This is a genomic window from Bacillus sp. G402, from assembly GCF_051172515.1.
In the GTDB taxonomy this organism is placed as follows: domain Bacteria; phylum Bacillota; class Bacilli; order Bacillales; family Bacillaceae; genus Bacillus; species Bacillus altitudinis.
Genome location: NZ_JBPIZC010000004.1, coordinates 204,829 through 226,987, shown reverse-complemented (window position 1 = coordinate 226,987; position 22,159 = coordinate 204,829). Strand labels below are relative to the sequence as shown.

The window sequence follows — 22,159 nt, the reverse complement described above, 5'->3', positions numbered from 1 at the left end:
TTTCATCTAGCCACTCTAATAAGCGATGCGGACATCCAAGTGGCTGCTGAAAAGATATGAAACAATCAGCATCGCTACTTCATTCATTCTCTTTTTAATGATCAAAACCCTGCTTACCTGTAGATGTGAATACGTTAAATATGCGGCGGAAGTTCTACTTTTGTCTCAACGGCTTGCTTTAACGCCTGAAGCATATAGCCAATTCCTTTATATGGAGCCAGCGGATAAATCGCTGTCTGATGAGGAAGTAATAACGGATCGATCACCTTTCGATATTTCTTTCCACCTAGTATCACTAATTCATCATATGCAGTGAGATGTTTTTCATGAAATTGCTGACTTAGTGCTTCTCTTGTTATCTGATCAGTATGCGGTATACCAAAAGCCACATCATAATTTTCATGAATAATATCATCTGCCTTTAAGAATCCATGCTTCGCTGAAATGATTAGGTAGTCTGAAAAGAACGTTCGGGCATAGCTTTTCGTACGCTGATGCAGCGGACTTAAATAAACGAGGTTCGCCGGCTGGCTCCCTGCCTCTGGATGGACGTCCCACATTTTCTTCGCCCCACATGGAATGATACAAACTCGCTTCACTTGATTTTCTCCTTCCTTCGTTGATACTTCCGATACAACATACAACCTAGCGCTGTGCCAAGTGTATTTAAGAGAATATCATCTATATCACTGCTTCTTGTAATCATACCAGATTGTGAGAATATCCATTGAAGGATTTCGATGATCGCTGACAAGATCAACCCAGCCAGCACCGCCTTTTGAAAGCGACATGTCCGAAAGGCTTGATATAGAAAAAAACCGAGCGGCACAAATAAGAGAATGTTCCCTGCCAAATTTAACAAGACAAGGTTTGGATAGCCATGCTGAAAGGCGTGTAGGTTTTGTTGAATGGAGTGGAAGGGAATCAGATTGACGCTCACTTGATCTTTTGGTGCCGAAAAGCGATTCGGAAAGACCGTTAAATAAAAGAGAACATTCGTATATACAAATAGAAAAGCAAGGACCATTTCTGTTCGTAAATAGATAAAACGTTGCTGTTTTTTTGCCAGTCTATATCTCATATTTAGATAGAACGGGACGAGCAGAAGGAAATAAGCCATTGAAAACATAGCACTGGATGTCATACAAATAGCTGCCCCTTTCTTACACCATGCTTGACCATATTACAGGTTATTCAGGCTTTCCTGTATCTATTCATCACTTATTCTCACAATTCATGCGATATTGACAAATCGTCATTTTCTCGGTATACTGACTGACATTCAGTCATTTTAAGGTCGGTGATCCTGTGTCAAAACGAGAAAAAATTATGCTTGCTGCGATTGATGCCTTTAAAGAGAAGGGAATTGAAAAGACGACTATATCGGATATTGTGAAAACAGCAGGAGTAGCGCAAGGAACTTTTTATTTATATTTTCCTTCAAAGCTGTCTGTCATGCCTGCCATCGCTGAACATCTAATCGCACAGATGGTCCCTGCCATTGAAAAGGAACTCACTCAGCATGCGGATGTACTTGATCAAGCAGATGCACTAGTTGAATTTATTTTCTCTTTTACAAGACAATACCGTGATGTTCTTGCCCTAACGTATTCAGGTTTAGCTGCCACCGAGCATTTAAAGGAATGGGAAGATATTTATGAGCCGATTTACAAATGGGTCGCTTCTTTTTTAGAAAAGGCAAAACAGGACAAAAGAGTACGTGCGAACTTGAACTGTCAATATGCTGCGAAATTCATTATCGGTTTACTTGAATCATCAGCTGAGCAAATGTACTTATTTACAGAAACAGATACAGAAGAGGTTCTGATTCAAAAACGAGAGGTGAAGCAATTTCTCCTTTACGCACTTGGCATAGAGACACCTTAACTTAGTACAGCACTTGCTGTACGCTCTTTTTTGGTTTCAAAATGACGAATCGTCAGTTTTCAGTTTTAGGAGGAAATACGATGAAAAAAAGCTGGATGTATGTTGCACTCACATGTTTATTTGAATTATTTTGGGTGTTTGGTTTAAATAGAGCTGATGCTGTGTGGGAGTGGGCGATCATTATCTGCCTGATCCCGGTTGATTTTTATTTTTTAATGAAAGCCTGCGAGAAGCTGCCGACAGGGACTGTGTACGCCGTGTTTGCAGGAGTTGGAACGATTGGTACATCTTTGATGGATTATGCGCTGTTCGGCGGTTCGTTTTCATTAGAAAAGCTTTTATTTATGGGCATTTTAATTCTCGGAATTATTGGACTGAAGGTGTCTGATGGAGATGCACATGAGCAGAAAGGAGAAGCGGTATAAATGGGCTGGTTTTTTGTACTGTTGGCCTCTGCCTGTGAAATTGGCGGAACCATTGGTCTCAATATGTTTAGTAAGAAAAAGCAACTCACGACAGGCATTATATTTGTCGGCGGATTTGCCTTATCCTTTTTGTTTTTGTACGCCTCGTTCTCTTCCGTTCAAGTCTCCGTTGCCTATACGGTTTGGATTGGACTTGGAACAGCGGGTTCTGTCTTGTTTAATATGATTCTATTTAAAGAGCCGAAAAACATGATTCGTATCCTCAGCTTGCTGCTGATTGTGATTGGCGTCGTTGGGCTGAAGTTATTTGCGTAATAGAAAAAGCAATGGAATAGATTATCCATTGCTTTTTAAGTTAATTTTTATACTTTTCTTGGTACGCTTTAAATTGTTTTTCGTATTTTTTCAACTTTTCCCCATCGACTTTTGAATTTATTTTCGGTTTCCGCTTTCCAATTACCATTACATCTTTATCTACAATAGGACTTGATAAAAAGATGTATGGTGCAAAACGATCACACTTCGTATTTGGAAGGGTGACGGATAATCTAGCGTATTCTTCTGTCGGGAATTGGTTTGAAATGTCAAGTTCCTTGAGTCCCTCTAATGCCGATATTGGCTCTAAAGACTCGTCCTTCACTTTTATATTTGATAAGCACAGATATTTTAAATTCTTGAGGTATCTTAAAGGTTGTAGAGTATTTAAGTTTAATGTATTCCAAATCCCACCTGACAATTGCAACCATTCTAAACCAGTGTTTTTTTGCAAAGGAGCTATGTCATTCAACTTTGAAAAATCTGTTATGGATAAAGATTTTAAAAAAGTGTTTTTTGATAGATCCCATAAACTTTGTGCCTTTGTATTCCATTCAAGTGACAATACCTCAACATCTTGAAGAGAACTGATGATTGATAAATCTTCTACTCTCAGTTCACGCATATAGAGCATTTTGGGATTAACTAAGCTCAAGATCGTATTGAATTCCTTTTGGCTCACTTTGTAAATCCACAATTTCGTGAGGTTAGAAAAAGAGTTCAACCTTTCAATATTTTTTGTTTTTCCTGTGATTACTAACTCAGTGGCATTTTCATCTACATCGGCTAAATCATGAACAGCTTCTGGTCGTGCATCATGACGAAAAATATATTCAGGGTCTTCTTTGAGCATTCTTTTACCTCCACACCTACGAATGATGGATATCTAAATGAATTTTATCAGAAGTTTGGAGTCAAAACATGATTCTTTCCGATATTTCTGCCGAAGAAATAGGGGAAGGGATAAAAACTAGATGATCTTCCTTGGTCCGTTTAACCACAATCGGCTAGTTATTACGCCTATTTTCAATCCATTTTATAAAATCTTTATTATCTAAAATATGGAGCAACAACATATCTGACGATAGCTCGTACTCTTTCATATAAACAAATAAAAGAACTCCAATTCATATACGAATTAGAGTCCTCATTATATGACTAATACAATTTTCCCACCTTAAAACCGAACCCGTTAATCAAAGCCCTTCCTTTTTTATTTCTCGTTTAATGTGGATCATGCTGCTCAAGCAAGAGATCCATTGCGTAAATCGATTCGCCTTTTTCATCCAATAAAAAGTATACAATCAAAGGCTCTCCAAAGGACCCTGTCTGCTGCGTGAACAAAACACATGTGAATTTTTCAATACCTATCGGAATCTTTCTTCTTAATAAAGGATGAAGAATAGGCGAAGTCCGAATTGTATCTATATCCACATCCCAACGTTCGTTTTTTAAAGTGGGATAATGCTCTACTAACAATTGGTGTAACATGTCGGTCGTGAGCGTTGCTTTTCCATCAAACTCATCATCTATTATGTTGGTGTTATACATCCGACGGTTGCTTATCCTTTGAAGCATTGATTCGTATTCCTTTTAAGACAAATCGTTTCTGGCCATCAAGAGTACAAGTGATCAATGTCAGTTCATTTTTCCCGCGATCCTTTAGTACATCAACATCCGTCGGTTCTATCGTAGCTGAGCTGACAATTTTGTATTCGTATGTTTCTGCTTGATGATGTAAGACGACTTTTTCTCCTTTCGGCACCTCTGGCAGCTGCCGGAAAAGCCGGTCGCCTCTATACCCTCTATGGCCTGCAATCGTGAAATTTCCTTCCCCTGGCATTTGATGAGATTTGATTTGAGTCAGTGCAATACTTAAATTTTCTTTTGATGTAACAGGTAGCACTTTTTCATTTAAATCAATTGACGGGATCTCAAGCTCCATCGTATCTCGCAGGTCTTCTTCTGACACAGTTAAATGTGGAATAGAAGAAAGGGCATCACTGTCATTTTCTTCAATCATTTTCAATGCCTCTTCCATGGCTGCTGCCTCTTGAGACGTTCGCCACTCATATAGAAAAGGAACGGAGATGAGCATTAGTCCTGCGACCACCAAAAAGCTGCCTAATAAGGTTCTTTTTTTCATCAATACACTCGTTCCTTCCTTTTACTGAATGGTCCTTCTTCTGACTACAAGAAGAACAGTTCCAGACACTACTAGTAAAATCCCTGCATACATCAAATAACGTAGCCATTCTTCTCCCGTCTTCGGCAATTCACCGTTTGAATCATGAGGCGGATGTTGATCCCCTTGATCTGAGGCTGGGGGATTCGTGTGGTCCTCTTCATTCTTCATTGGAGCATTTTTTACAATCAATGTCTTGATCTCCACTTCGCCCATTTGAATTGTAAAAGCGAGTGGTTTTTTTAATGCTACATAACCATTTGGAGCTTTCGTCTCTGTGAGTGTATATTCACCAGGTTTAAGCCCTTTGACAATGGCTTCTCCGTCTTTTCCTGTTGTTATAGATTTTATCGTTTTCCCAGCTTTTGTACGAATGTCGAAGGCTGCACCTTTTAAGGTTCTATCTGTCTGCTGGTCTACCTTTATGATACGCAGACTTCCTAAAATCAAGTGATTCTTCGCTGTTACTTGAAGAGGCTTCTGCTGATTTTTCTCAATCGTAAACCGGATCGGCTGATCATCTAATTCATAGCCGTGAGGCGCTTTCGTTTCAACGAATTGATATTCTCCCGGTTTTAGATCGTTGATGTGAAGCTTTCCTTTTTGATCCGTTACAAGTGATTTCTGCAACGTTTTCCCGTCTTTACTCTGAAGAGCAAACTCTGCGTTTTCCAGCGTGTGTCCCTCATCATCTACTTTGGTCAGTTCCACTGCTCCCGGCGTCAGTTTGTTGATCATTTCTACTTTTGCTGGTTTGTCTTGACCTAATCGAATCGTAAATGAGACAGGTGTCTGATCCAATTCATAGCCGGCAATGCTTGCTGTTTCGACAAATTGATAGGTTCCTGGCTTCAGTTGATCGACTGTCAGTTGACCGTTTTTGTCTGTCTTTAAGTCTTTCTTCACACGCTGATCGTGCGCATCAATCAGGTCAAAGGTCACGCCAGCGAGCAACTGACCATCCTCCCCTTTTTTCTCAAGCTTCACAGCACTTGTCGTCCGAATATTTTCTTTCGTCACTTTCACCAGTTGATTTGGATTGAAATCAATCTTGAAGTCTACTGGTTCTGCATCAAGTTGATGTCCAAAAGGAGCCTTCGTTTCAACCAATTGGTAAGCGCCTGGTTTCAAATCGTTGACAGTGATGATGCCTTTTTCGTTGGTTGTTAAACCTGACATCAATTCTTTACCATCATCATTGAAAAGGGTAAATTCTGCGCCTTTCAATCTTTCTTGTTCTTCCCCTATTTTAGTTAGTTCTACAGAACCTTTCTTGAGCTGATTGATTGCCTCCACTTGAATCAAGTCTTTTTGACCTAATTCAACTTCAAAGACAAGTGGTTTCGCACTCAATTCATAGCCTTCAAGACTCTTTCTTTCAACAAATTGATATTCCCCAGGTTTTAAACCTGTGAAGGTAATCTTTCCATCCTGATTGGTTGTAATCCCTTCTCCTCCTGCCACTATCTTTCCTTTGGCATCAGATAGATCAAAGACAACCCCTTCTAATGATTTCCCATCTTCACCTTTTTTGTGTAACAGCACTCCGCCAGTTGTGCGGCTATTTTCTTTTGTCACACTGACCAGCTTCTCAGGGTTAAATGGAATAGCAAAAGTGACAGGTGTTTCGTCAAGCTCATGACCGAATGGCGCCTTCGTTTCAACAAACTGATAGGTTCCAGGTTTCAGATCGTTGACGATGATCTTCCCGTTCTCATCTGTGACGAGACCTGTTTTTATCTCTTTTCCATTTGCATCTACTAGCTTGAATTCTGCTCCTTCAAGCACATCATTCTTTTCACCGAGTTTCGTGAGCTGGACAGCTCCAGTTTTGAGATCATTGATCACTTTGATCTCTGCCGGTTTTTTTTGTGCGATTTCGATGGTAAACGGATAAGGTTTATTTTTCTTTTGGTAACCATCAATACTCTCTGTCTCCACAAGCTGATATTTGCCCGGTTTGAGGTTGTCGACCAACAGCTTCCCATCTTCATCTGTTGTCAAATCTTTACGCACGACTTTGTCATTTTGATCCAAGACTTCAAATCGAACACCTTGAAGCTTCTTGCCATCTTCCCCTTCTTTCATCACTTCTAATGCACTTGTTTCATAGAGGTTCTTTTGTGAAATGATGACTGGTTCTTTTGGATCGAGTGGTACTTCAAATGTGATGGGTGTTTCATCTAATACATAACCGTCTGGTGCGTTTGTTTCGATGAGCTGATACGTACCCGGTCTTAGTTCATTGATCGTGATCTTGCCATCTTTTCCTGTGACAAGCGCACCATTTAGCTCATGCCCATCTTGATCTAAGAGCTTGAACTGTGCACCTTCTAGTCTCTCTCCGCCTTCACCTATTTTGCTCAATTCTGCAGAGCCTTTGATGATGTCATTTACTGCGGTGACAACCGTTGTTTCTGTTTGATTTTCTTTAATGGTGAACGGCCATTTTTGCTGATTTAATTGATAGCCTTTCGGTGCGTTTGTTTCAACAAAATAATAGGAACCTGGCTCAAGATGTTTGAATAGGATTTCTCCTTTTTCATCCGTTTTCAAATGGGTTTGGACGGTATCTCCAGATTCATTTTTCAGTTCAAATTCTGCATTTTCTAATGCCGCACCCGTTTCTTTGTCTTTTTTCGTGAGCTTCACATGCTGGCGGATTTCTTGGTTTTGCACCGTCATGCTGTTTCCTATTTTCGTTTGATCTCCTGATTCGTAAGGCTGATCAATCGTGACATTGATCGGTTCCTTCGTTTTCAAATAACCATCAGGTGCTTTCTCTTCTGTCACGATATAGTCACCATACAGAAGACGATCAAATCGAAGAGCTCCTTCTTCATCTGTTGTCTTTGTTCCAATGACGATACCGCTCGCAGCATCAGTCAGAGAAAAGGTTGCTCCTTTTAGCGCTTTTCCACTACTCGCATCTACCTTATGAATGGTTAAAGCGCCAATCGCTCCTGTGCCATCTCCCATGCCAGCGGTACGTTTGACCACAATTGAGGCTTCGGATTCCTTTTTGATTTCTTTTACATTTTCACCTCTAAACGTTACTTCGTTTTGAAGTGTACTTCCCACCTTATCTAAAATGAGAGATTGGTATTCTAAAATATAGGGTCTCGTGATTTCTTCTTTAAATTTGATTTGAAAAGAATCTGGATCGAATTCAAGGTCTAGTTCATAATCCTTCCCTTTTTCCAGCTCTTCCTTTTTAGTCACTTGCCCCTTTTCATCTATTGTTGTCGAATAGAGATGAAATGAGTTTTCTATTATGGCTTGGTTACTGCTCGGATGGTCTATAATCGTCGCATCTTGGACTGTTGATTGACCAAAGTTGATATTCAGTTTCCAATCAATGACTTTCCCTTGTTGATTTCCTGATTTGCTCGTGTATTTTCCTCCATTTGGAATGGACACCACAGCATTCACGTCTGATTCTTTCGTCTTTCCATCATAAAGGGTCGCTTTATTTTCGTATGTTTTCTGTACTAAATCCATTCCTTCAACACTTGTTTGATACGTGATTTTGTATGGGGAATCAATGGCATGTTTGAAAATGACTTCGAAGCCTGATTCTCCCTTTTCATTTTCAAGGAATTTGATGTCATAATGTTCTTTTGCTAATACCTCTTTTTCTTCTGCTCCATTTTCTCCGCCTTGTAAATCAAGCGAGTAGACGATAATTGAATCTTTAAGCAAACGCTGATTTCCTTGAATGAAATCCTCGATTTTCGCCTCTTCTAGATGTTTCAAATTATAGTTCACACCGATATTCCATGTGATCTCTTTTTTCTTTGCATCATATGTTCCATTCTTGAACCCATTTGACTGCGTGTATGTGTCAGGCGTAAAGACAGATTGATTTTCCTTCGTCAAATCCTTGCCATCTTCATTTACCCATTCAAGTTTTACATGGTTACGCAGGTTCTTTTGATCTTTATCTGCTCTTTTTTCATAATCAAAAGACGTTGTATATGTGATGGTATGTTCTGTCTTGATTTCTTTCGTAAATTGAATATCAAATCCATTTGCATGTTCAACGATTTGATAATCTGTGCCTTCTTCAAGCACTGTATTACCTGTCGTCACTTTTAAACTATCTTTTTGCAGCGTCAATCCTTCGTTTGTAAACGAATCTTTTAATATTACGTTGTTCATGGTTTGTTGATCTTTGTTGAAGATGATACGCCATGGAATGGTCTTGTTCTTGTAATCCGGTGTTCCGTGGTCTTTCGTTAGGATTTGCTGATCAATTCTTTGCTTCCCTTGTTCGCTCTCTTTACCAGCTGTTACAGTATTGATAATGTCTTCAGCTTCGAAAATTCGCTCGGTTGCTTTTGTTTGATATGTGATCAGGTAAGCCGATTGGATATCTTGATTGAATTGCAAGGTAAACCCGTTTTGTTCATCCTTTTTTTGAGGTTGAACCACATAATCTTCAAACGCTTTTGTTCCTGATTCTTTGCCATTCTCATCAATTGTGACTTCTTTGACTTGAATTGAATCAGATATTAGCGCCTGTGTACCGTTAAAGAAGTCTTCTATCAAAGCATCCTTTTGAGCCAGCTTTTTTTCGTTATAGTTATACCGAATTTCCCAAGTAATCGTTTGTGTGACTGGATCGTAGTGGGCGGCTTTTTTATTTAAAGGACTGCCTCTTGTCACATTCACTGTTCCTTCTGCTGAACTAATCTCTTTATCAGCAGAGACAAGGGACGCTTTATTACGAAACACAGACTGATCTTGATTCGTAATGTCCGTTTCATACATTAAACGGTAAGCGAGATGCACGTCATCTTTAAATTCGATCGTGAAATCTTGACCATCTGCTGTTTGGCCGATGGTGTAGTGATTTTCGTCAAGCAGCTGTCCAAGCGATGTTTCACCATTTAGCTTTGTATCTACACGATAAAGCTTGATTGAATCTTTTTTTAACGCTTGACCTTCTTGAATCGGATCTAACAGTTTCGCTTGTTTCACATCATCTAAGCCCATATTAAAATCGACTGTCCATTGAATGGTTTCAGCATTGTAAGATCGATTGGGTTCTCCCTTTTTAGAGACATTCGGACCATTTGGAATGTATTGAATCGGAATCGATATCGTATCTTTGCCTTCAATCGGGGTAATCACCACTTCTTTTTCTTCAGTGATCACTGTTTGTTTATCTAATTGTGTCCATACTTGAAGTGTTCCTTGGATATTTGAATATTGTTTAATAAAATCTGTGAATTCGATAGAGGCATTTCCGCTTTCATCTACAGAAAAATAACCGATGATCGATTGATTAAATTTCATCTCGAGACGATCGATTTTTTCGTAAATGACTAATTCCTCTGGAACCTTGAAATGGAATTCATCCCCGCCATTATAGTTATGACCATTCGGGATGGCCCACTTATAGTTAATGGAAATCAGTGAGTTGACGTCAGGCTTATCAACTGAATTACCTTCCTGATCTTCAAAAATTAATTTCGCATCAGTAAGGAGATTTTCTTGTATCTGCATTTGTTTTGAAACACTTTGCAATCCTACACGATTAGACACATTCACTTTGTTTTTTAGTAACTCATCTTCATCGCTTTGTGTCTTTTGAACAGTTTCTTGATTGTTAGCAGCTTTGTCTTTCTCCGATGAGGTTGAATCATCTTTTGAAAGATTTTCTTTATGCTCATTTTGCTTTGTTTTCTCTTTTTTCTCAGCTATACTGGTGACGTCAATATCTATAGATCCTTCTAAATTCGGATCAAGCTCAATATCCTCATTGAATGTGACCGTCACTTCATTTTGTTTTGAAACGGTATACTCACCAACAGGGATGTTATCGACAGTAATGAGTTCTTTCTGCTCTTTCTCTACCTGCATGACTGAAGGAAGAGAGAGAATATACGGATATTGCTTTTTGAGATCAATTCCTTTGATAGACCAATGCACAATGGCCTTTCTAACTTGCTGATCTTCTATGTTTGATAACTTGTTGCCTTCGCTATCAGCAAACTCAATATTCCCATAGATATTCTCTTGAATGTCTTTAGCTTGTGCCCCTGCTAAAGGCAAGATTCCTAATATACTAGACTGTATGACTAACACGGTCATCAGTGCCACCGATAATATTCTTTTCAATACATCCACCCTTTTCTACAATTATTTTTCAACAACAATTAAAAAATCATTTGTATACTGTCTGATCAATCACTCCGCTTCTGATCAAATTTTTCTAAAAATTGCACCTTAAGACCCTATGAATAAAATGAGTTGATCAATCATGAGTTTGAAAGGTCATGATGAGTAGTAGATATAGTAGCTGGATAGGGGTCTATAGCAATGGGGAATAGTGAGAGGGAACATGAAAAGAATAAATGTGAATTTTTCTATTTATACTGGAATGAACAACAAATGATTAGTACATGCATATATAAGCATGTATTCACATATAGAACGTTCATATAAAACAAGCATGTATCATATGGTATGTATGGTGAGATAGTTCAGCATCATATAGATCGCATTCCTTCTACTCCCTTCCATATGTTAATCAAAAAGCCGATGCTTTTTATTCTTACATTTACCGTTTCAACAGCAAAAAAATAAACAAAATATCTAAAATGATCCATTTTTATAGGATTCTTGGCATATTTATCACCTTTCAATAGAAAAATATGGAGAATCAGGGCATAACATTTGTTTTCGTCTAATTTTTTTCTCTTTTATCATGAAAAGTGAAGACAAAACGATTTAGCCTAAACATTACAATCATTTCATGCCTATTTTGAGAATCAAATGTTCTTTAAGTGAACTTCATAATATAGAGGCAAGCTAAAGGAAGGAGTTAGTTGTTTGATGGAGCTCATTGATAATAAATCAAAGAGATGGATAAACATTTTAAAATTGCTTGTATCCAAAAATAAGTGGTGGAGCCTTCAAGAGATATCGAATGAACATATCGGTTCTGTTCGAGCCATTCAAAGCGATTTAGAACAAATGAAATCGTTCCAAACAGAGAATGGAGAAGCGTTAATCCACATAAAGCCAAGACAAGGCATATCCATTTGTAATACGCAGACGATACGAGTGGATTACTATATCAAAGAAATTCTAAAGGATACGATTGAAATTCGATTGATTGACGGCATTTTTTTTGAAGAAAACAGATCTTTCTATGAATGGATGGAAACGCTTAATATCAGTAGATCCACATTGTATAACACAATTCATAAAATCAACTCGATCCTTACATCCTATGACATCGAGTTACGCCCAGATAGTATGCAGTTTCATGGAAATGAAAAGGAGATTCGTCAATTCTTTGTTGAATTTTTATTTGAAGTGTATGGAAGCCGCCTTTGGCCATTTGATGATATTCAAAAACAAGACGCAGTGAATTTATTACAAGAACTATTTCAGGTGCTCGAAGTCAATGTACCAGATGTCGCGATAGATAAATACTGCCTGTGGCTCGGCGTTTCCATTCACCGAATGCGAAAAGGTTTTACAATCAGCCGTAAATATACATACTCAATGAATGAAGAAAAACAAACCTCTACAGCTAAAGGAATCTATGATCAAATTAGAAGATGGGAAGAGCACATCTGCCGAATGGCCAAAGACGTATTTGATGTGACGCTGGATCATCATGAATTTGTCTTTTTGCTATTGATCGAACCAGCTATTGGACACTTTAAATCAATTGAGTCTGTCGAAGAAAAATTGACGTTCTTTCAGTCGCATACACCACGCCTCTATGATGCCATTCATTCATTTATCACCCAGTTGGAGTCGATTTTTCATCAAGAAATAGCGAATCGTAAGGTGATGACACTCGTTCTTCTCCAATATTATGTGTATTCCAATGAAATTACCGTGAGAGATGGATTCCTTTTCAAAAAGAAATCGAGCTATTTATCAGAGGTGAAAAAACAGTTTCCTTACTTCTATTCGAGGATTAGTCATATCATCCAAGAGTTAAAAACAGACGATATCCTCGCTTCTTTTGTGAAAAATGAACGGGAATTGATTCGTATCATTACATCTTCATGGAGAGGACTTGTTCTTTTGGAGATGGAACGGAGAAACGCGCTGAACATTTTTGTTACTTCAACATTAGGCTATTATCATAGTTTGTTTATTGCTGATTTAATTAAATTAAGTGTGCCTCCTCTCATTCACATTTTCACAAGTCCAGAAAATACGTTAAATGATGTCACGATGGATCAACTTGGGATTGATATGATTGTGACCGATACTGAGCTTCCTCTTCAGTTCGGGCGATCCACGCTGCTGATCAGCTCTTTTCCAACAAAAAAAGAATTGGACAACTTGCACCGCAGATTGGTTGATATGACAAACTAATGTTCATCATAAAAAAAAGCTGCTGAGACATTCTCAAGCAGCTTTTTGGTTCTGTATTAATGAAGCACGATTTGTTCATTCATCAAATCAATGGCGTAAAGCGATTGCCCATATTCATCTAATAGAAGGTATACTTTGAGCGGGGCAGTGGTTTGATCTGTTTGCTGCGTGAATAGGACACAAGTGAATTTTTCAATCCCATCTGGCAGCTTGCTTTTCAGAAAAGGATGAAGAATAGGAGAGATTCGAAGGGTATCAACATCTTTCAGCCAAAGCTCATCTTGTAACGCAGGATAATGGTCAACCAAAAACTGACGAAACACTTCCAATGTACTCAAGGTAGATATCCTCACTTTCTTCTAACTTGGCTTCAAACTCACCTAAAAACAAACGGAACCAACTCATCATATGATCTCGGTACACGTATTTTCGCATACGGCTTGAGACATGATCACTCACTTTTTAGACTTGATACTGTAGATCAACTGTACTGTCACTAATGTTTAATATGTATAACGTTTCCTATGTCATCTCATTGACTCCACCACGAATCCAAACAATGGACCTATGATCATATTCTTACCTGTTTTCTTTCGTGATGAAACGACAACTTCCTGCTACAATATTCCATTTTTCTGCAAAAAAGAGGGAGATGGGACAAAAAAAAGAACAGCACTGACTGTTCTTTTGGAAGTTATGAAAGGTCTGTCAAAGAGAACACTTCGCCGCTCACTGCATCAATGCCATCATGACAATCGAGCCTGCCGCATAAAACATATTGTTTTTGCACATCGTCATAGACATAGATAGGTATAAGTTCGAGGCGTTCTCTCAATGTTTCAAAGGCTTGTTTCTGAGTTATGGTGATTTCACTAGCTGTTTGAGATGGATTGAGTATCCCACATACTTGAAACATCTCTTTTTTATCTATGTAATTAATGGCTTCAAAAGTGTTGGCATCAATGAAGACCTTGATTTTATCCATAAATCCACAGCCTTCTTGTTCATTCGTTTTTAATATCGCATGGATGTATCCGTGATCACGTTGGAGTGTTTTTAGAACCCACTTTCCTGTATCCTTTGGATATTTTTGCGCCAAGAAGGTGCAGACTGCTTTGATACACTCATCCTGGTCTTCTTTTGATATCGGGAGGGAATCTGGTGATGATTCCAATGAGAAAGCTTGTTCAGCTGAAATGTTCTCATGAATGTCCATTTCTTTTTTTTCAAAGGCACTGTTTATCGGTTCATTCCACTCAATGACTTCATTCATGTGTATACAATGCGTTTCTTCACGCCCAATTTCAAACGGAAGAGTTCCTGTTCCATCGTTCTTCACATAGATTTCTTCTAACGCATAAATAGACCGGATTTGATTGTGCTCGAAGGAAGGCCATTGAAACAGCTGCACTTGCTGCTCAGCTAAGTTCTCCACCTGATCAAGGGAAAGCACATATTCCTCAGCTTTCAGTAATGTTTTGGCTAAAAATGGACCGTGGTGTGTAAAGTACATGAGCTGTCCATGTTCATTCCATTTCACTTCGATTCTGCCTGAAGGTGTTACTTTCACACCATCTATTGCTTCTTCGAAAGAAAGTTCCCCTTTCTCCTTCAGATGCATATGAAAATGCTCTCCATAGATCAATCCTGTTTCTTGTTCGATCCATTGAATGACATGAGCTGGATAAGGTCTCTTAAACGTGACACCATGCTGCGCATAGGTTTTGTCCATAACAAAAATAACTGATTCGGTCTGTCCTGTATTCAAGTTCACTTCAATGACAGCTGTGCCGTCTGGGTTTAGATCATCGTCCTCGGGTTCCGTTTCATGGGAGGGAAACCATTCCATATTCAATGTATACACCGTTTCATTGAACATATTGACGTAGCGATGAAAACTGTGTCTTTTTAGATAGTAAAGATCTAAGCCAAATTTCGTCTTTGTCTGATCGATCAGTTGTTGTATGTTTGCATTCATTTATTTCACCTCAAAATGATTCAGTCTTATGGAAGAACAAAGATGACGATAAAGCCGAAGATAACGATCGCTGTTAATAATCCTAAAACCATTGACACCATGTTTGTTTTCTTTGTAAAGCCTTTTAATTCATGCTCTTCAGTCGACCGGTCGATTTTTCTAAAGCGAAAAAGCATGCTTAAATTAATAAGGGCTAGAGTTACAAATAATAAGAAAATTAAAAGCATAGGTTGTATGTTTAAGAATGGATTTGTTACATCTTGGAAGCTGAATGACTGAAGGAACATCAGACCACTTAATACTACTCTTGAAATATTTTCTGCCTTCTTTTCTTTCTCCCACTCTTCCCCCAATTTTTCTTTTTCATAAATGGCTATCTGCTCGAAAAGGGGAATGAAAGACTTTGTTGATCCTTTTTTAATAAAACCATAAATACTTAGAAGGAGCATAATAATTCCTAAACAAAGAAAGAAATGTGTAAATCGAATGTCAGACATTTGAAGCAAGATAAAAAAAGCGACGATTATGATGCCGGCTATTAAATTAGAAACGACTATTTGCTTTGACCTCATCTTTTTTAATGCAGCTTGTTCCATACAATACTCCTCCTCGTTTCAAATGTTTCTGTTAAGCGCTCTATCTCTATTACGATGTTATTGAAAAAATGTTTCAATATTTTCCCTTTCAATTGTCAATTCGGCTTTTTCACAAATGAAAAGACGCCCACCATTCAATGAACGTCTTATCCTTCTTGATGAAATCAGCACATCATATTTGAGCTGTTCTGTCTTTTATTTGCTGGGCTGCCAGGTGTTTAAAGTCATCAATAGAGAGCAGCTTTGACATTTTTTCTCCATGTTGTCTGATGTTCAGTGTTTTTTCTTGCATTTCTGTATCTCCAATGACAGCGATATAAGGAATTTTTTGCATTTGCGCTTCTCTCATTTTATAGCCGAGTTTTTCATCCCGTTCATCGATTGTGACTCTAATTCCGATATTTCTTAATTGCTGCTGCACCTCTATGCAGTAATCAAGGTGAACGCTTGAGACAGGTATGATTTGTACTTGGATTGGTGAGAGCCATAATGGGAAGACGCCGGCAAAATGTTCAATGAGAATACCAAGGAACCGGTCAAGTGAACCAAAAATGGCACTATGAATGACAACTGGCCGCACCTTTTCATTTTTCTCGTTGATATATGTTAAATCAAATTTCTCTGGCATTTGAAAATCCAGCTGAATTGTGGCGCACTGGTGGCTCCGCTTTAGTGCATCTTGAATATGAAAGTCGATCTTCGGACCATAAAATGCCCCATCTCCTTCATTTAAATGGTAGTCAATCTTTAACTGATCAAGCACATTTTTTAGCGCTTTTTCGGATATATCCCAAATAGCGTCATCCCCTAATGCTTTTTCTGGACGAGTGGATAGTTCGACTGTATACTCAAAACCAAATGTCCGATACACATAATCAACTAATTGAAAAATCCGTTTGATTTCAGCTTCGATTTGATCTTCTCTTAAAAAAATATGGGCATCATCTTGGCAAAATGTTCTGACCCTGAACAATCCATTTAATGCTCCGCTGAATTCATGACGATGCACCTGACCAAATTCAGACATTCTAATCGGAAGGTCTCTATAGGAATATAAGTTATTTTTGAACATGAGCATATGCCCTGGACAGTTCATCGGCTTTAAAGCAAAACTTGTATCGTCTACTTCTGAGAAATACATATTCTCATGATAATGATCCCAATGGCCTGACTTTTCCCAAAGTTCTTGGTTCATCATAAATGGAGTACTTACTTCTTCATATTGCGCTTGACCTCTCACTTCTCTAGAAAAGGTCATTAATTCATTTCTGACAATCTGACCTTTTGGTAAATAAAACGGCATGCCTGGCGCTTCTTCTGAAAACATAAAGAGGGATAACTGTTTCCCTAATTTCCGGTGATCACGTTTATTTGCTTCTTCCATGAAATGAAGATAATCAGCTAGATGATTTGGATGCTGAAACGCTACACCATACACTCGCTGCAAGACATCCTGATTGCTATCTCCCCGCCAATAAGCCCCTGCCACACGTGTTAATTTAAATGCCTTTAAATACCCTGTAGAAGGTAAATGAGGTCCACGGCACAAATCTATAAATTCTCCTTGCTGATAAATCGTGATGGCTTCTTGTCGAGGAAGACTTTTTAAAATATCCAGTTTATATGGATCATGTGCAAACATCACTTCAGCTTCTTTGTAAGAGACCTCCATTCTTTGAATTAGGTGATTCTCGTTTATGATGTTTTTCATCTCTTTTTCAATCATTGCCAAATCCTCTACGCTTAACGTTTGATTCAGCTTCATATCGTAGTAAAATCCATTCTCAATGACAGGTCCGATCCCCAGTGTCACATTGTCATATAACCTTTTCACAGCTTGGGCTAATACATGTGCAGCTGTATGACGTAATACTTCCAGCCCTTCTTTTGAATCAAGTGTTAGAATCGAGAGCCCCGCATCGTTGTTTAACGGATAACTTAAGTCCACTGTCTGATCATTGATCTTTCCCGCTACTGCTTTTTTTCTTAAACTTGGGCTAATATGGGAGGCAACCTCTGCGACAGTCGTACCTGCGGAGAACTCCTTGATCTTTCCATCTGGAAATTGAATTTTCACCATTTTTTCTCTCATCACTGACACACCTTTCTCTTTTTTGAAATAAAAAAACACACCCATCCCTCATAGAGGGACGAATGTGTAATCCGTGGTTCCACCCAAATTCCCATAACGCGTATTCGCTTTATGGCTCTGGTGCCGTAACGTGGCGTAGACGGTATTGGATACTGTAATGTTCCCCAATACAGCTCAAAGGTGGTAAGATAGCTTTTCTGCGTTAGGAAGATTTCACCGTGACTTCCCTCTCTGTGAACCGATAAAAGCTGCTCATGTCCTTTTCAAAGCAATCATGCTATAAAAGTAAACAAAAAAAACACACCCATCCCTCATAAAGGGACGAATGTGTGATCCGTGGTTCCACCCAAATTCCCATAATGCGTATGCGCTTTATGGCTCTGGTGCCGTAACGTGGCGTAAACGGTATTGGATACTGTAATTTCTCCAATACAGCTCAAAGGTGGTAAGACCATTTTTCTGTGTTAGGAAGATTTCAGCGTCACTTCCCTCTCTGGTAACCAGTAAAAATGGCTCATGTCCTTTTCTTCGCTTTTAATTTCTCCATATCTTACATGATGATGATGGATCATGTAAAGGATTATTTTGTGCAGTGATAACGAAATTCATTCTTTAAATGTAATATTGTGTGTATTCACTTGGGCTGTATTCAATTTGAAACGCAGGAGATAAGGCTCGTTTCACTTCTTCAGTGATTCGCTCTCCTTCTTGATTGAACTTTCTTTCCATGTCTACACCATTTGGCAGCAAATCATCGGTTTCTTCGTCAAACCAGCGGCCATACTGTATATTCCAATTCCATAACTTTGAGAAAAGGGTATCACTCATTGGTACATCATCTCTTTCTAAATGACATTGACAATGCCCGCAATGAAAAGGTTCACCACCGTAATCTCCTTCAATTTTCACAAAAGGATGATCCTCAAACTCTCGACAGCACACCCATTTTTTGAAGTTCTGACCGAACTCTGTCAGTTTAATCGAGTAATAACGCATGGAAGTTCTTTTTCCTTTCATGTCAAACATCCCTTGATCAATTAATGTCTTCAATCGATATTCAATAAAATCATCGCCGATATACTGATCTAAATGACCAATGACTTCTCCTATTAAGCGTGGAGTGACGATATACTCCTCTTCTGGCGCGGACTGATGAAGCCGCTTAGCCATTTTCACTAAATAAGCATCAAATTCATCTTCTGGTACGCTGATCACTTGTCCTTTTTGCCATATCCGCAGCATATGATTTTCTTTAGCAAGTGAAAGCCATTCGTTTTGTAATCTTTCTCTTTCTTCTTTTGTCACTGGGTGAATATGCTCTTTACTCTCATACAAAATTTTAAATTTTTCAGATGCGATTTCTCCGGAATGTCGAAGGATCATTCTTCTTGTATTCGTATTGAACAGCTGATCAAATGCTGTCGTTATATTGATTACAGACAATTCAATGCTTTTCTCTTTTAATAAATAGATGGCATATCGCAAGGCAATTTGCTCATGTGCATTACTGCCTGTCCAGATGAGTATACGACTGCCAGCTTTTATTTCTTTTATTTGCTGAAGCATTCTATGCTGATCGTTGACCATGTCGTCAAAATAGCCAAATTCATTTGACATCACATTACGCAGCCATTCTATACGGTTCGCTTGTCCTTCATGTTCGTGTAAATGTAGAAGTGGTCCAATTGAATAGATATCATCAAAAGCGATGACATCATCTATTTGTTTTTGCTTCATTTCACGTATTGCTTGTTTTAAACTACCGGCAGCTGCCGCCCCAAATATGATATGTATCATCATTCGTCTCCCTTTATCTTACATTTTATTTCATCTTCACCTATTCATGGTTCTTTCGTCAATTCTATTGAGTCAATTTCATTCAAAAGTATGACAAGGAGATGATTAGATCTTTACAGAAGTAATCATGGCAGAACAGTGGAAGCTAGACTTTTACGAAAAACAAAAAGCCCCACGAAATGGGGCCATTTGCGTACAACTCTCTGAGACTTTCTTTCCGATTGATTTATCGATAGAAATCTCCTCATAAAAGGAATGTAGATCATGCTCTAATTCACAAATTCCCCTTCACAATCGTTCTTTTGGCTTTCTTAACAATTCTGCTAGTCGCTTTTGTATCAGAATCCATTGACCACTGTTCGCACAGGTTTCGTACCCAATCAGGCTGTGTTTTACTAGCGTCATTCAGCCAGTTTCCTACAGAATCTTGAACATATGTTGATGGATCAGATTTGAGGTGATTTAGAATTGGCAGTGCTCTTTCTGGCTCCTGTTTTAATAACTCAATATGCTTTGTCCATACACCTCTTGGACGGATTGCCTCTACAGAGAATCGACGAATATTTTCATCCTCACTTTTTGCCCATTCTGTTAAATATTCTATACTTTGATCGAGCTGCTGACTTAGACTTTCTCTCACTGACATCCAAGCAATTTCGCGTACACCAAAATGATGATCAGCTGCAAATGGCTGAATGTACGCTAGTTTCTCTTCTAAAGAGGATGAATGCTGTTTGTTCATATAAGCAGCCCAGCAGCGGACGCTATCAGATATGTGACAACTGCATGCCTGTATGACTTCCACTCTTTTTTCCTCATTTTCTTCCTGCAGCATTTCATCTAACAAATGACCGATAAGACGAATCGCTTTCATGCCTGACTCCGCTTTTTGTTTGGCGATTTCTGCTGAAAGATCGATTAAATGTTTGTCTAAACCAATGGACGGCAAAACATGCTGTAATAGAGTCACATGATTGACAGCCAGCCATTCAGTTAAATTGACACTCTCTAACTCTCCCTGATTCAAAAGAATCAAGACGTCATGAGGAATGTCACTCCCCTTTCGAGCGCCTTTACGATTGATGATCTTCTCACTTATTGGCATTATGTATTCTCTCCTGTCTAGTAGTACTTTTGTTTGACATACATTTTTAAAATAATTTATTATTCACCCTTAAAAAGCTAGTGTGAAATTGATCCCTTCATTCTTTGGATATTTACTCCTATTGTAGCAAATAAACTTCTCAACTGGTGCATTCTTCAAATCAAAAAAGGAACTACCGAAATAAGTAGTTCCCTCAATACTAGTAAATCTATGTTACCTTCCTTGCTCGATCACCTTCAAACTCTTCTGCTGAGAGATTCTGTCAAACGCCACCATCAAGATGGTCATGAGTAAAGCGAGAAGAACCGTTCCAGCACTGATCCAGCTCAGGTGCAATATAGATGTCCTGCTCAACACAATCCCCCCTAACCCCGATCCTAAAGCAAATCCGAATTGAATAAATGATGTATTAACACTTAATGCGATATCAGGAGATTTTGGAACAAGGGTTACTAGATATAGCTGCTGAGCTGGTGATGTACTCCATGTTGCGATCATCCATATCATGATAACAGCCACCATGACCACGAGATTCCCTGTGACAAATGCTAGTAGCATGAGCATCATGACTTGCAAGATGATGCCAGAAAAAATCGTGAAGATGGGTCCTTTTTTATCTGCTGCCATCCCTCCAAGGCTTGATCCCAAAAAGCTGCATATTCCCGCTAGTAACAAAATGCCACTGATTTCTGTAATGCTAAGGTTGGCTGATGCTTGCAGGAAGGGCGTTAAATAGGTAAATAACGTGGAATATCCACCTACATAAAATAGCGTCACTGCCACTGCAAGTAATATACGCTTGTCTTTTAAAATCGATAATTGCATACGAAGCGTCACCGGTTCTTGTTCTTTCATAGAAGGGATCCGCCTATACACCACAATCAGCGGAATAAGCATGATCACTCCAATGGCTGCGAATAATGCTTTCCATCCGATCATACTGCTTAGAAATGTCCCGATTGGAACGCCTAAAACCAAGGAGCTGCTTAATCCCATTAAAATGATGCCAATGGCTGTTCCTCTTTTTTCTCGTTCCACAAGACGAGTGGCCACAGCCATTGCCACTACAATCGCCGTTCCCCCACTGATTCCTTGTAAAATTCTTGTGATCATGACCATTTCAAACGAATGGCTGATACTTGTGATAAAGTTACTTAAAATAAAAATGATCAGCGCCCATGTTAATATTTTTCTGCGGTCCATATTGATGGTTAGTGCAATGACAATCGGTGCGCCGATTGCTGCTGAGAGCGCTAAGGATGTGACCAATAAACCAGCAGCTGATGTCGTGACCTGTAAATCATGTGCGACCATTTGAATAATGCCAGTAATGATGTATTCGATCGTTCCGATTAAAAAAGCTGCTAAAGCAAGTAAATAGACAACGGTTTTATTTTGCATCGTGACGTTTCTCCTTTGGGCCATGT

At 38.8% G+C, this 22,159-nt stretch carries 17 protein-coding genes and 2 other annotated features; of the genes, 4 read left to right on the top strand and 13 right to left on the bottom strand.

Annotation, left to right across the window (positions count from 1 at the left end; translation table 11 throughout):
* Positions 1–134 precede the first annotated feature (134 nt).
* Positions 135–599 (bottom strand): DUF6884 domain-containing protein, encoded by a 465-nt coding sequence (locus ACSBQP_RS16810; RefSeq protein ID WP_236810310.1) that lies wholly within the window; start codon positions 597–599, stop codon positions 135–137.
* The gene (locus ACSBQP_RS16805; protein ID WP_435028653.1) at positions 596–1,144 is read right to left on the bottom strand and encodes a VanZ family protein; all 549 of its coding nucleotides are present in this window, start codon (positions 1,142–1,144) and stop codon (positions 596–598) included. The genes ACSBQP_RS16810 and ACSBQP_RS16805 overlap by 4 nt, the downstream gene beginning before the upstream one ends.
* Positions 1,145–1,308: 164 nt before the next feature.
* Here ACSBQP_RS16805 and ACSBQP_RS16800 point away from each other — a divergent pair, with 164 nt between their 5' ends.
* The 3 genes from ACSBQP_RS16800 (at position 1,309) to ACSBQP_RS16790 (ending at position 2,627) form a co-directional block, all read left to right on the top strand.
* Entirely contained in the window at positions 1,309–1,887 is a 579-nt protein-coding gene (locus ACSBQP_RS16800; RefSeq protein WP_008341700.1) for a TetR family transcriptional regulator, read from the top strand.
* Between the two features lie 80 nt (positions 1,888–1,967).
* On the top strand, positions 1,968–2,312 hold the full coding sequence (locus tag ACSBQP_RS16795; protein WP_435028652.1) for a DMT family transporter: 345 nt from the start codon (positions 1,968–1,970) through the stop codon (positions 2,310–2,312).
* A complete protein-coding gene (locus ACSBQP_RS16790) occupies positions 2,313–2,627 on the top strand; it encodes a DMT family transporter (protein WP_017358818.1) in 315 nt (104 codons plus the stop codon).
* A gap of 40 nt (positions 2,628–2,667) precedes the next feature.
* Here the strand turns inward: ACSBQP_RS16790 and ACSBQP_RS16785 are convergent, their stop codons facing one another.
* The 4 genes from ACSBQP_RS16785 to ACSBQP_RS16770 form a co-directional block, all read right to left on the bottom strand.
* Positions 2,668–3,480 (bottom strand): leucine-rich repeat domain-containing protein, encoded by an 813-nt coding sequence (locus ACSBQP_RS16785; RefSeq protein ID WP_224559707.1) that lies wholly within the window; start codon positions 3,478–3,480, stop codon positions 2,668–2,670.
* 371 nt (positions 3,481–3,851) lie between these two features.
* Positions 3,852–4,178, bottom strand: a complete 327-nt coding sequence (locus ACSBQP_RS16780; RefSeq protein ID WP_017366851.1) for a hypothetical protein — start codon at positions 4,176–4,178, stop codon at positions 3,852–3,854.
* Positions 4,171–4,773, bottom strand: a complete 603-nt coding sequence (locus tag ACSBQP_RS16775; RefSeq protein WP_008341713.1) for a class D sortase — start codon at positions 4,771–4,773, stop codon at positions 4,171–4,173. The genes ACSBQP_RS16780 and ACSBQP_RS16775 overlap by 8 nt, the downstream gene beginning before the upstream one ends.
* 21 nt (positions 4,774–4,794) lie before the next feature.
* The gene (locus ACSBQP_RS16770; protein ID WP_435028650.1) at positions 4,795–10,947 is read right to left on the bottom strand and encodes a SpaA isopeptide-forming pilin-related protein; all 6,153 of its coding nucleotides are present in this window, start codon (positions 10,945–10,947) and stop codon (positions 4,795–4,797) included.
* Positions 10,948–11,655: 708 nt separating this feature from the next.
* On the opposite strand from ACSBQP_RS16770, the gene ACSBQP_RS16765 reads away from it, so the two are divergent.
* A complete protein-coding gene (locus ACSBQP_RS16765) occupies positions 11,656–13,164 on the top strand; it encodes a helix-turn-helix domain-containing protein (RefSeq protein WP_394158134.1) in 1,509 nt (502 codons plus the stop codon).
* A 56-nt stretch (positions 13,165–13,220) separates the two neighbouring features.
* Here the strand turns inward: ACSBQP_RS16765 and ACSBQP_RS16760 are convergent, their stop codons facing one another.
* The 7 genes from ACSBQP_RS16760 to ACSBQP_RS16730 form a co-directional block, all read right to left on the bottom strand.
* Positions 13,221–13,502 carry a hypothetical protein gene (locus ACSBQP_RS16760; RefSeq protein ID WP_017366847.1) on the bottom strand — a complete coding sequence of 94 codons (282 nt, stop codon included), beginning with the start codon at positions 13,500–13,502 and terminating at the stop codon, positions 13,221–13,223.
* 356 nt (positions 13,503–13,858) lie between these two features.
* Positions 13,859–15,142, bottom strand: a complete 1,284-nt coding sequence (locus ACSBQP_RS16755) for a hypothetical protein (RefSeq protein ID WP_435028649.1) — start codon at positions 15,140–15,142, stop codon at positions 13,859–13,861.
* Between the two features lie 26 nt (positions 15,143–15,168).
* Positions 15,169–15,738, bottom strand: a complete 570-nt coding sequence (locus tag ACSBQP_RS16750) for a hypothetical protein (RefSeq protein WP_429618084.1) — start codon at positions 15,736–15,738, stop codon at positions 15,169–15,171.
* Positions 15,739–15,910: 172 nt separating this feature from the next.
* On the bottom strand, positions 15,911–17,830 hold the full coding sequence (gene thrS / locus ACSBQP_RS16745) for a threonine--tRNA ligase (protein ID WP_272511855.1): 1,920 nt from the start codon (positions 17,828–17,830) through the stop codon (positions 15,911–15,913).
* 51 nt (positions 17,831–17,881) lie between these two features.
* Positions 17,882–18,106, bottom strand: a binding site (T-box leader).
* Between the two features lie 38 nt (positions 18,107–18,144).
* Positions 18,145–18,368, bottom strand: a binding site (T-box leader).
* Between the two features lie 74 nt (positions 18,369–18,442).
* Positions 18,443–19,627, bottom strand: a complete 1,185-nt coding sequence (locus tag ACSBQP_RS16740) for a DUF1835 domain-containing protein (protein ID WP_056703346.1) — start codon at positions 19,625–19,627, stop codon at positions 18,443–18,445.
* A gap of 274 nt (positions 19,628–19,901) precedes the next feature.
* Positions 19,902–20,732 (bottom strand): DNA alkylation repair protein, encoded by an 831-nt coding sequence (locus ACSBQP_RS16735; protein ID WP_056703342.1) that lies wholly within the window; start codon positions 20,730–20,732, stop codon positions 19,902–19,904.
* Positions 20,733–20,945: 213 nt separating this feature from the next.
* Entirely contained in the window at positions 20,946–22,133 is a 1,188-nt protein-coding gene (locus tag ACSBQP_RS16730) for an MFS transporter (RefSeq protein ID WP_435028647.1), read from the bottom strand.
* Positions 22,134–22,159: the final 26 nt, after the last annotated feature.

What these genes read in the sequence shown, in the direction of transcription:
- ACSBQP_RS16755 (WP_435028649.1), bottom strand. Translation starts at nt 15,142, where the DNA reads ATGAATGCAAACATACAACAACTGATCGATCAGACAAAGACGAAATTT.
- ACSBQP_RS16750 (WP_429618084.1), bottom strand. Translation starts at nt 15,738, where the DNA reads ATGGAACAAGCTGCATTAAAAAAGATGAGGTCAAAGCAAATAGTCGTT.
- ACSBQP_RS16730 (WP_435028647.1), bottom strand. Translation starts at nt 22,133, where the DNA reads ATGCAAAATAAAACCGTTGTCTATTTACTTGCTTTAGCAGCTTTTTTA.
- ACSBQP_RS16735 (WP_056703342.1), bottom strand. Translation starts at nt 20,732, where the DNA reads ATGCCAATAAGTGAGAAGATCATCAATCGTAAAGGCGCTCGAAAGGGG.
- ACSBQP_RS16775 (WP_008341713.1), bottom strand. Translation starts at nt 4,773, where the DNA reads ATGAAAAAAAGAACCTTATTAGGCAGCTTTTTGGTGGTCGCAGGACTA.
- thrS (WP_272511855.1), bottom strand. Translation starts at nt 17,830, where the DNA reads ATGAGAGAAAAAATGGTGAAAATTCAATTTCCAGATGGAAAGATCAAG.
- ACSBQP_RS16740 (WP_056703346.1), bottom strand. Translation starts at nt 19,627, where the DNA reads ATGATACATATCATATTTGGGGCGGCAGCTGCCGGTAGTTTAAAACAA.
- ACSBQP_RS16785 (WP_224559707.1), bottom strand. Translation starts at nt 3,480, where the DNA reads ATGCTCAAAGAAGACCCTGAATATATTTTTCGTCATGATGCACGACCA.
- ACSBQP_RS16780 (WP_017366851.1), bottom strand. Translation starts at nt 4,178, where the DNA reads ATGTATAACACCAACATAATAGATGATGAGTTTGATGGAAAAGCAACG.
- ACSBQP_RS16765 (WP_394158134.1), top strand. Translation starts at nt 11,656, where the DNA reads ATGGAGCTCATTGATAATAAATCAAAGAGATGGATAAACATTTTAAAA.
- ACSBQP_RS16805 (WP_435028653.1), bottom strand. Translation starts at nt 1,144, where the DNA reads ATGACATCCAGTGCTATGTTTTCAATGGCTTATTTCCTTCTGCTCGTC.
- ACSBQP_RS16795 (WP_435028652.1), top strand. Translation starts at nt 1,968, where the DNA reads ATGAAAAAAAGCTGGATGTATGTTGCACTCACATGTTTATTTGAATTA.
- ACSBQP_RS16790 (WP_017358818.1), top strand. Translation starts at nt 2,313, where the DNA reads ATGGGCTGGTTTTTTGTACTGTTGGCCTCTGCCTGTGAAATTGGCGGA.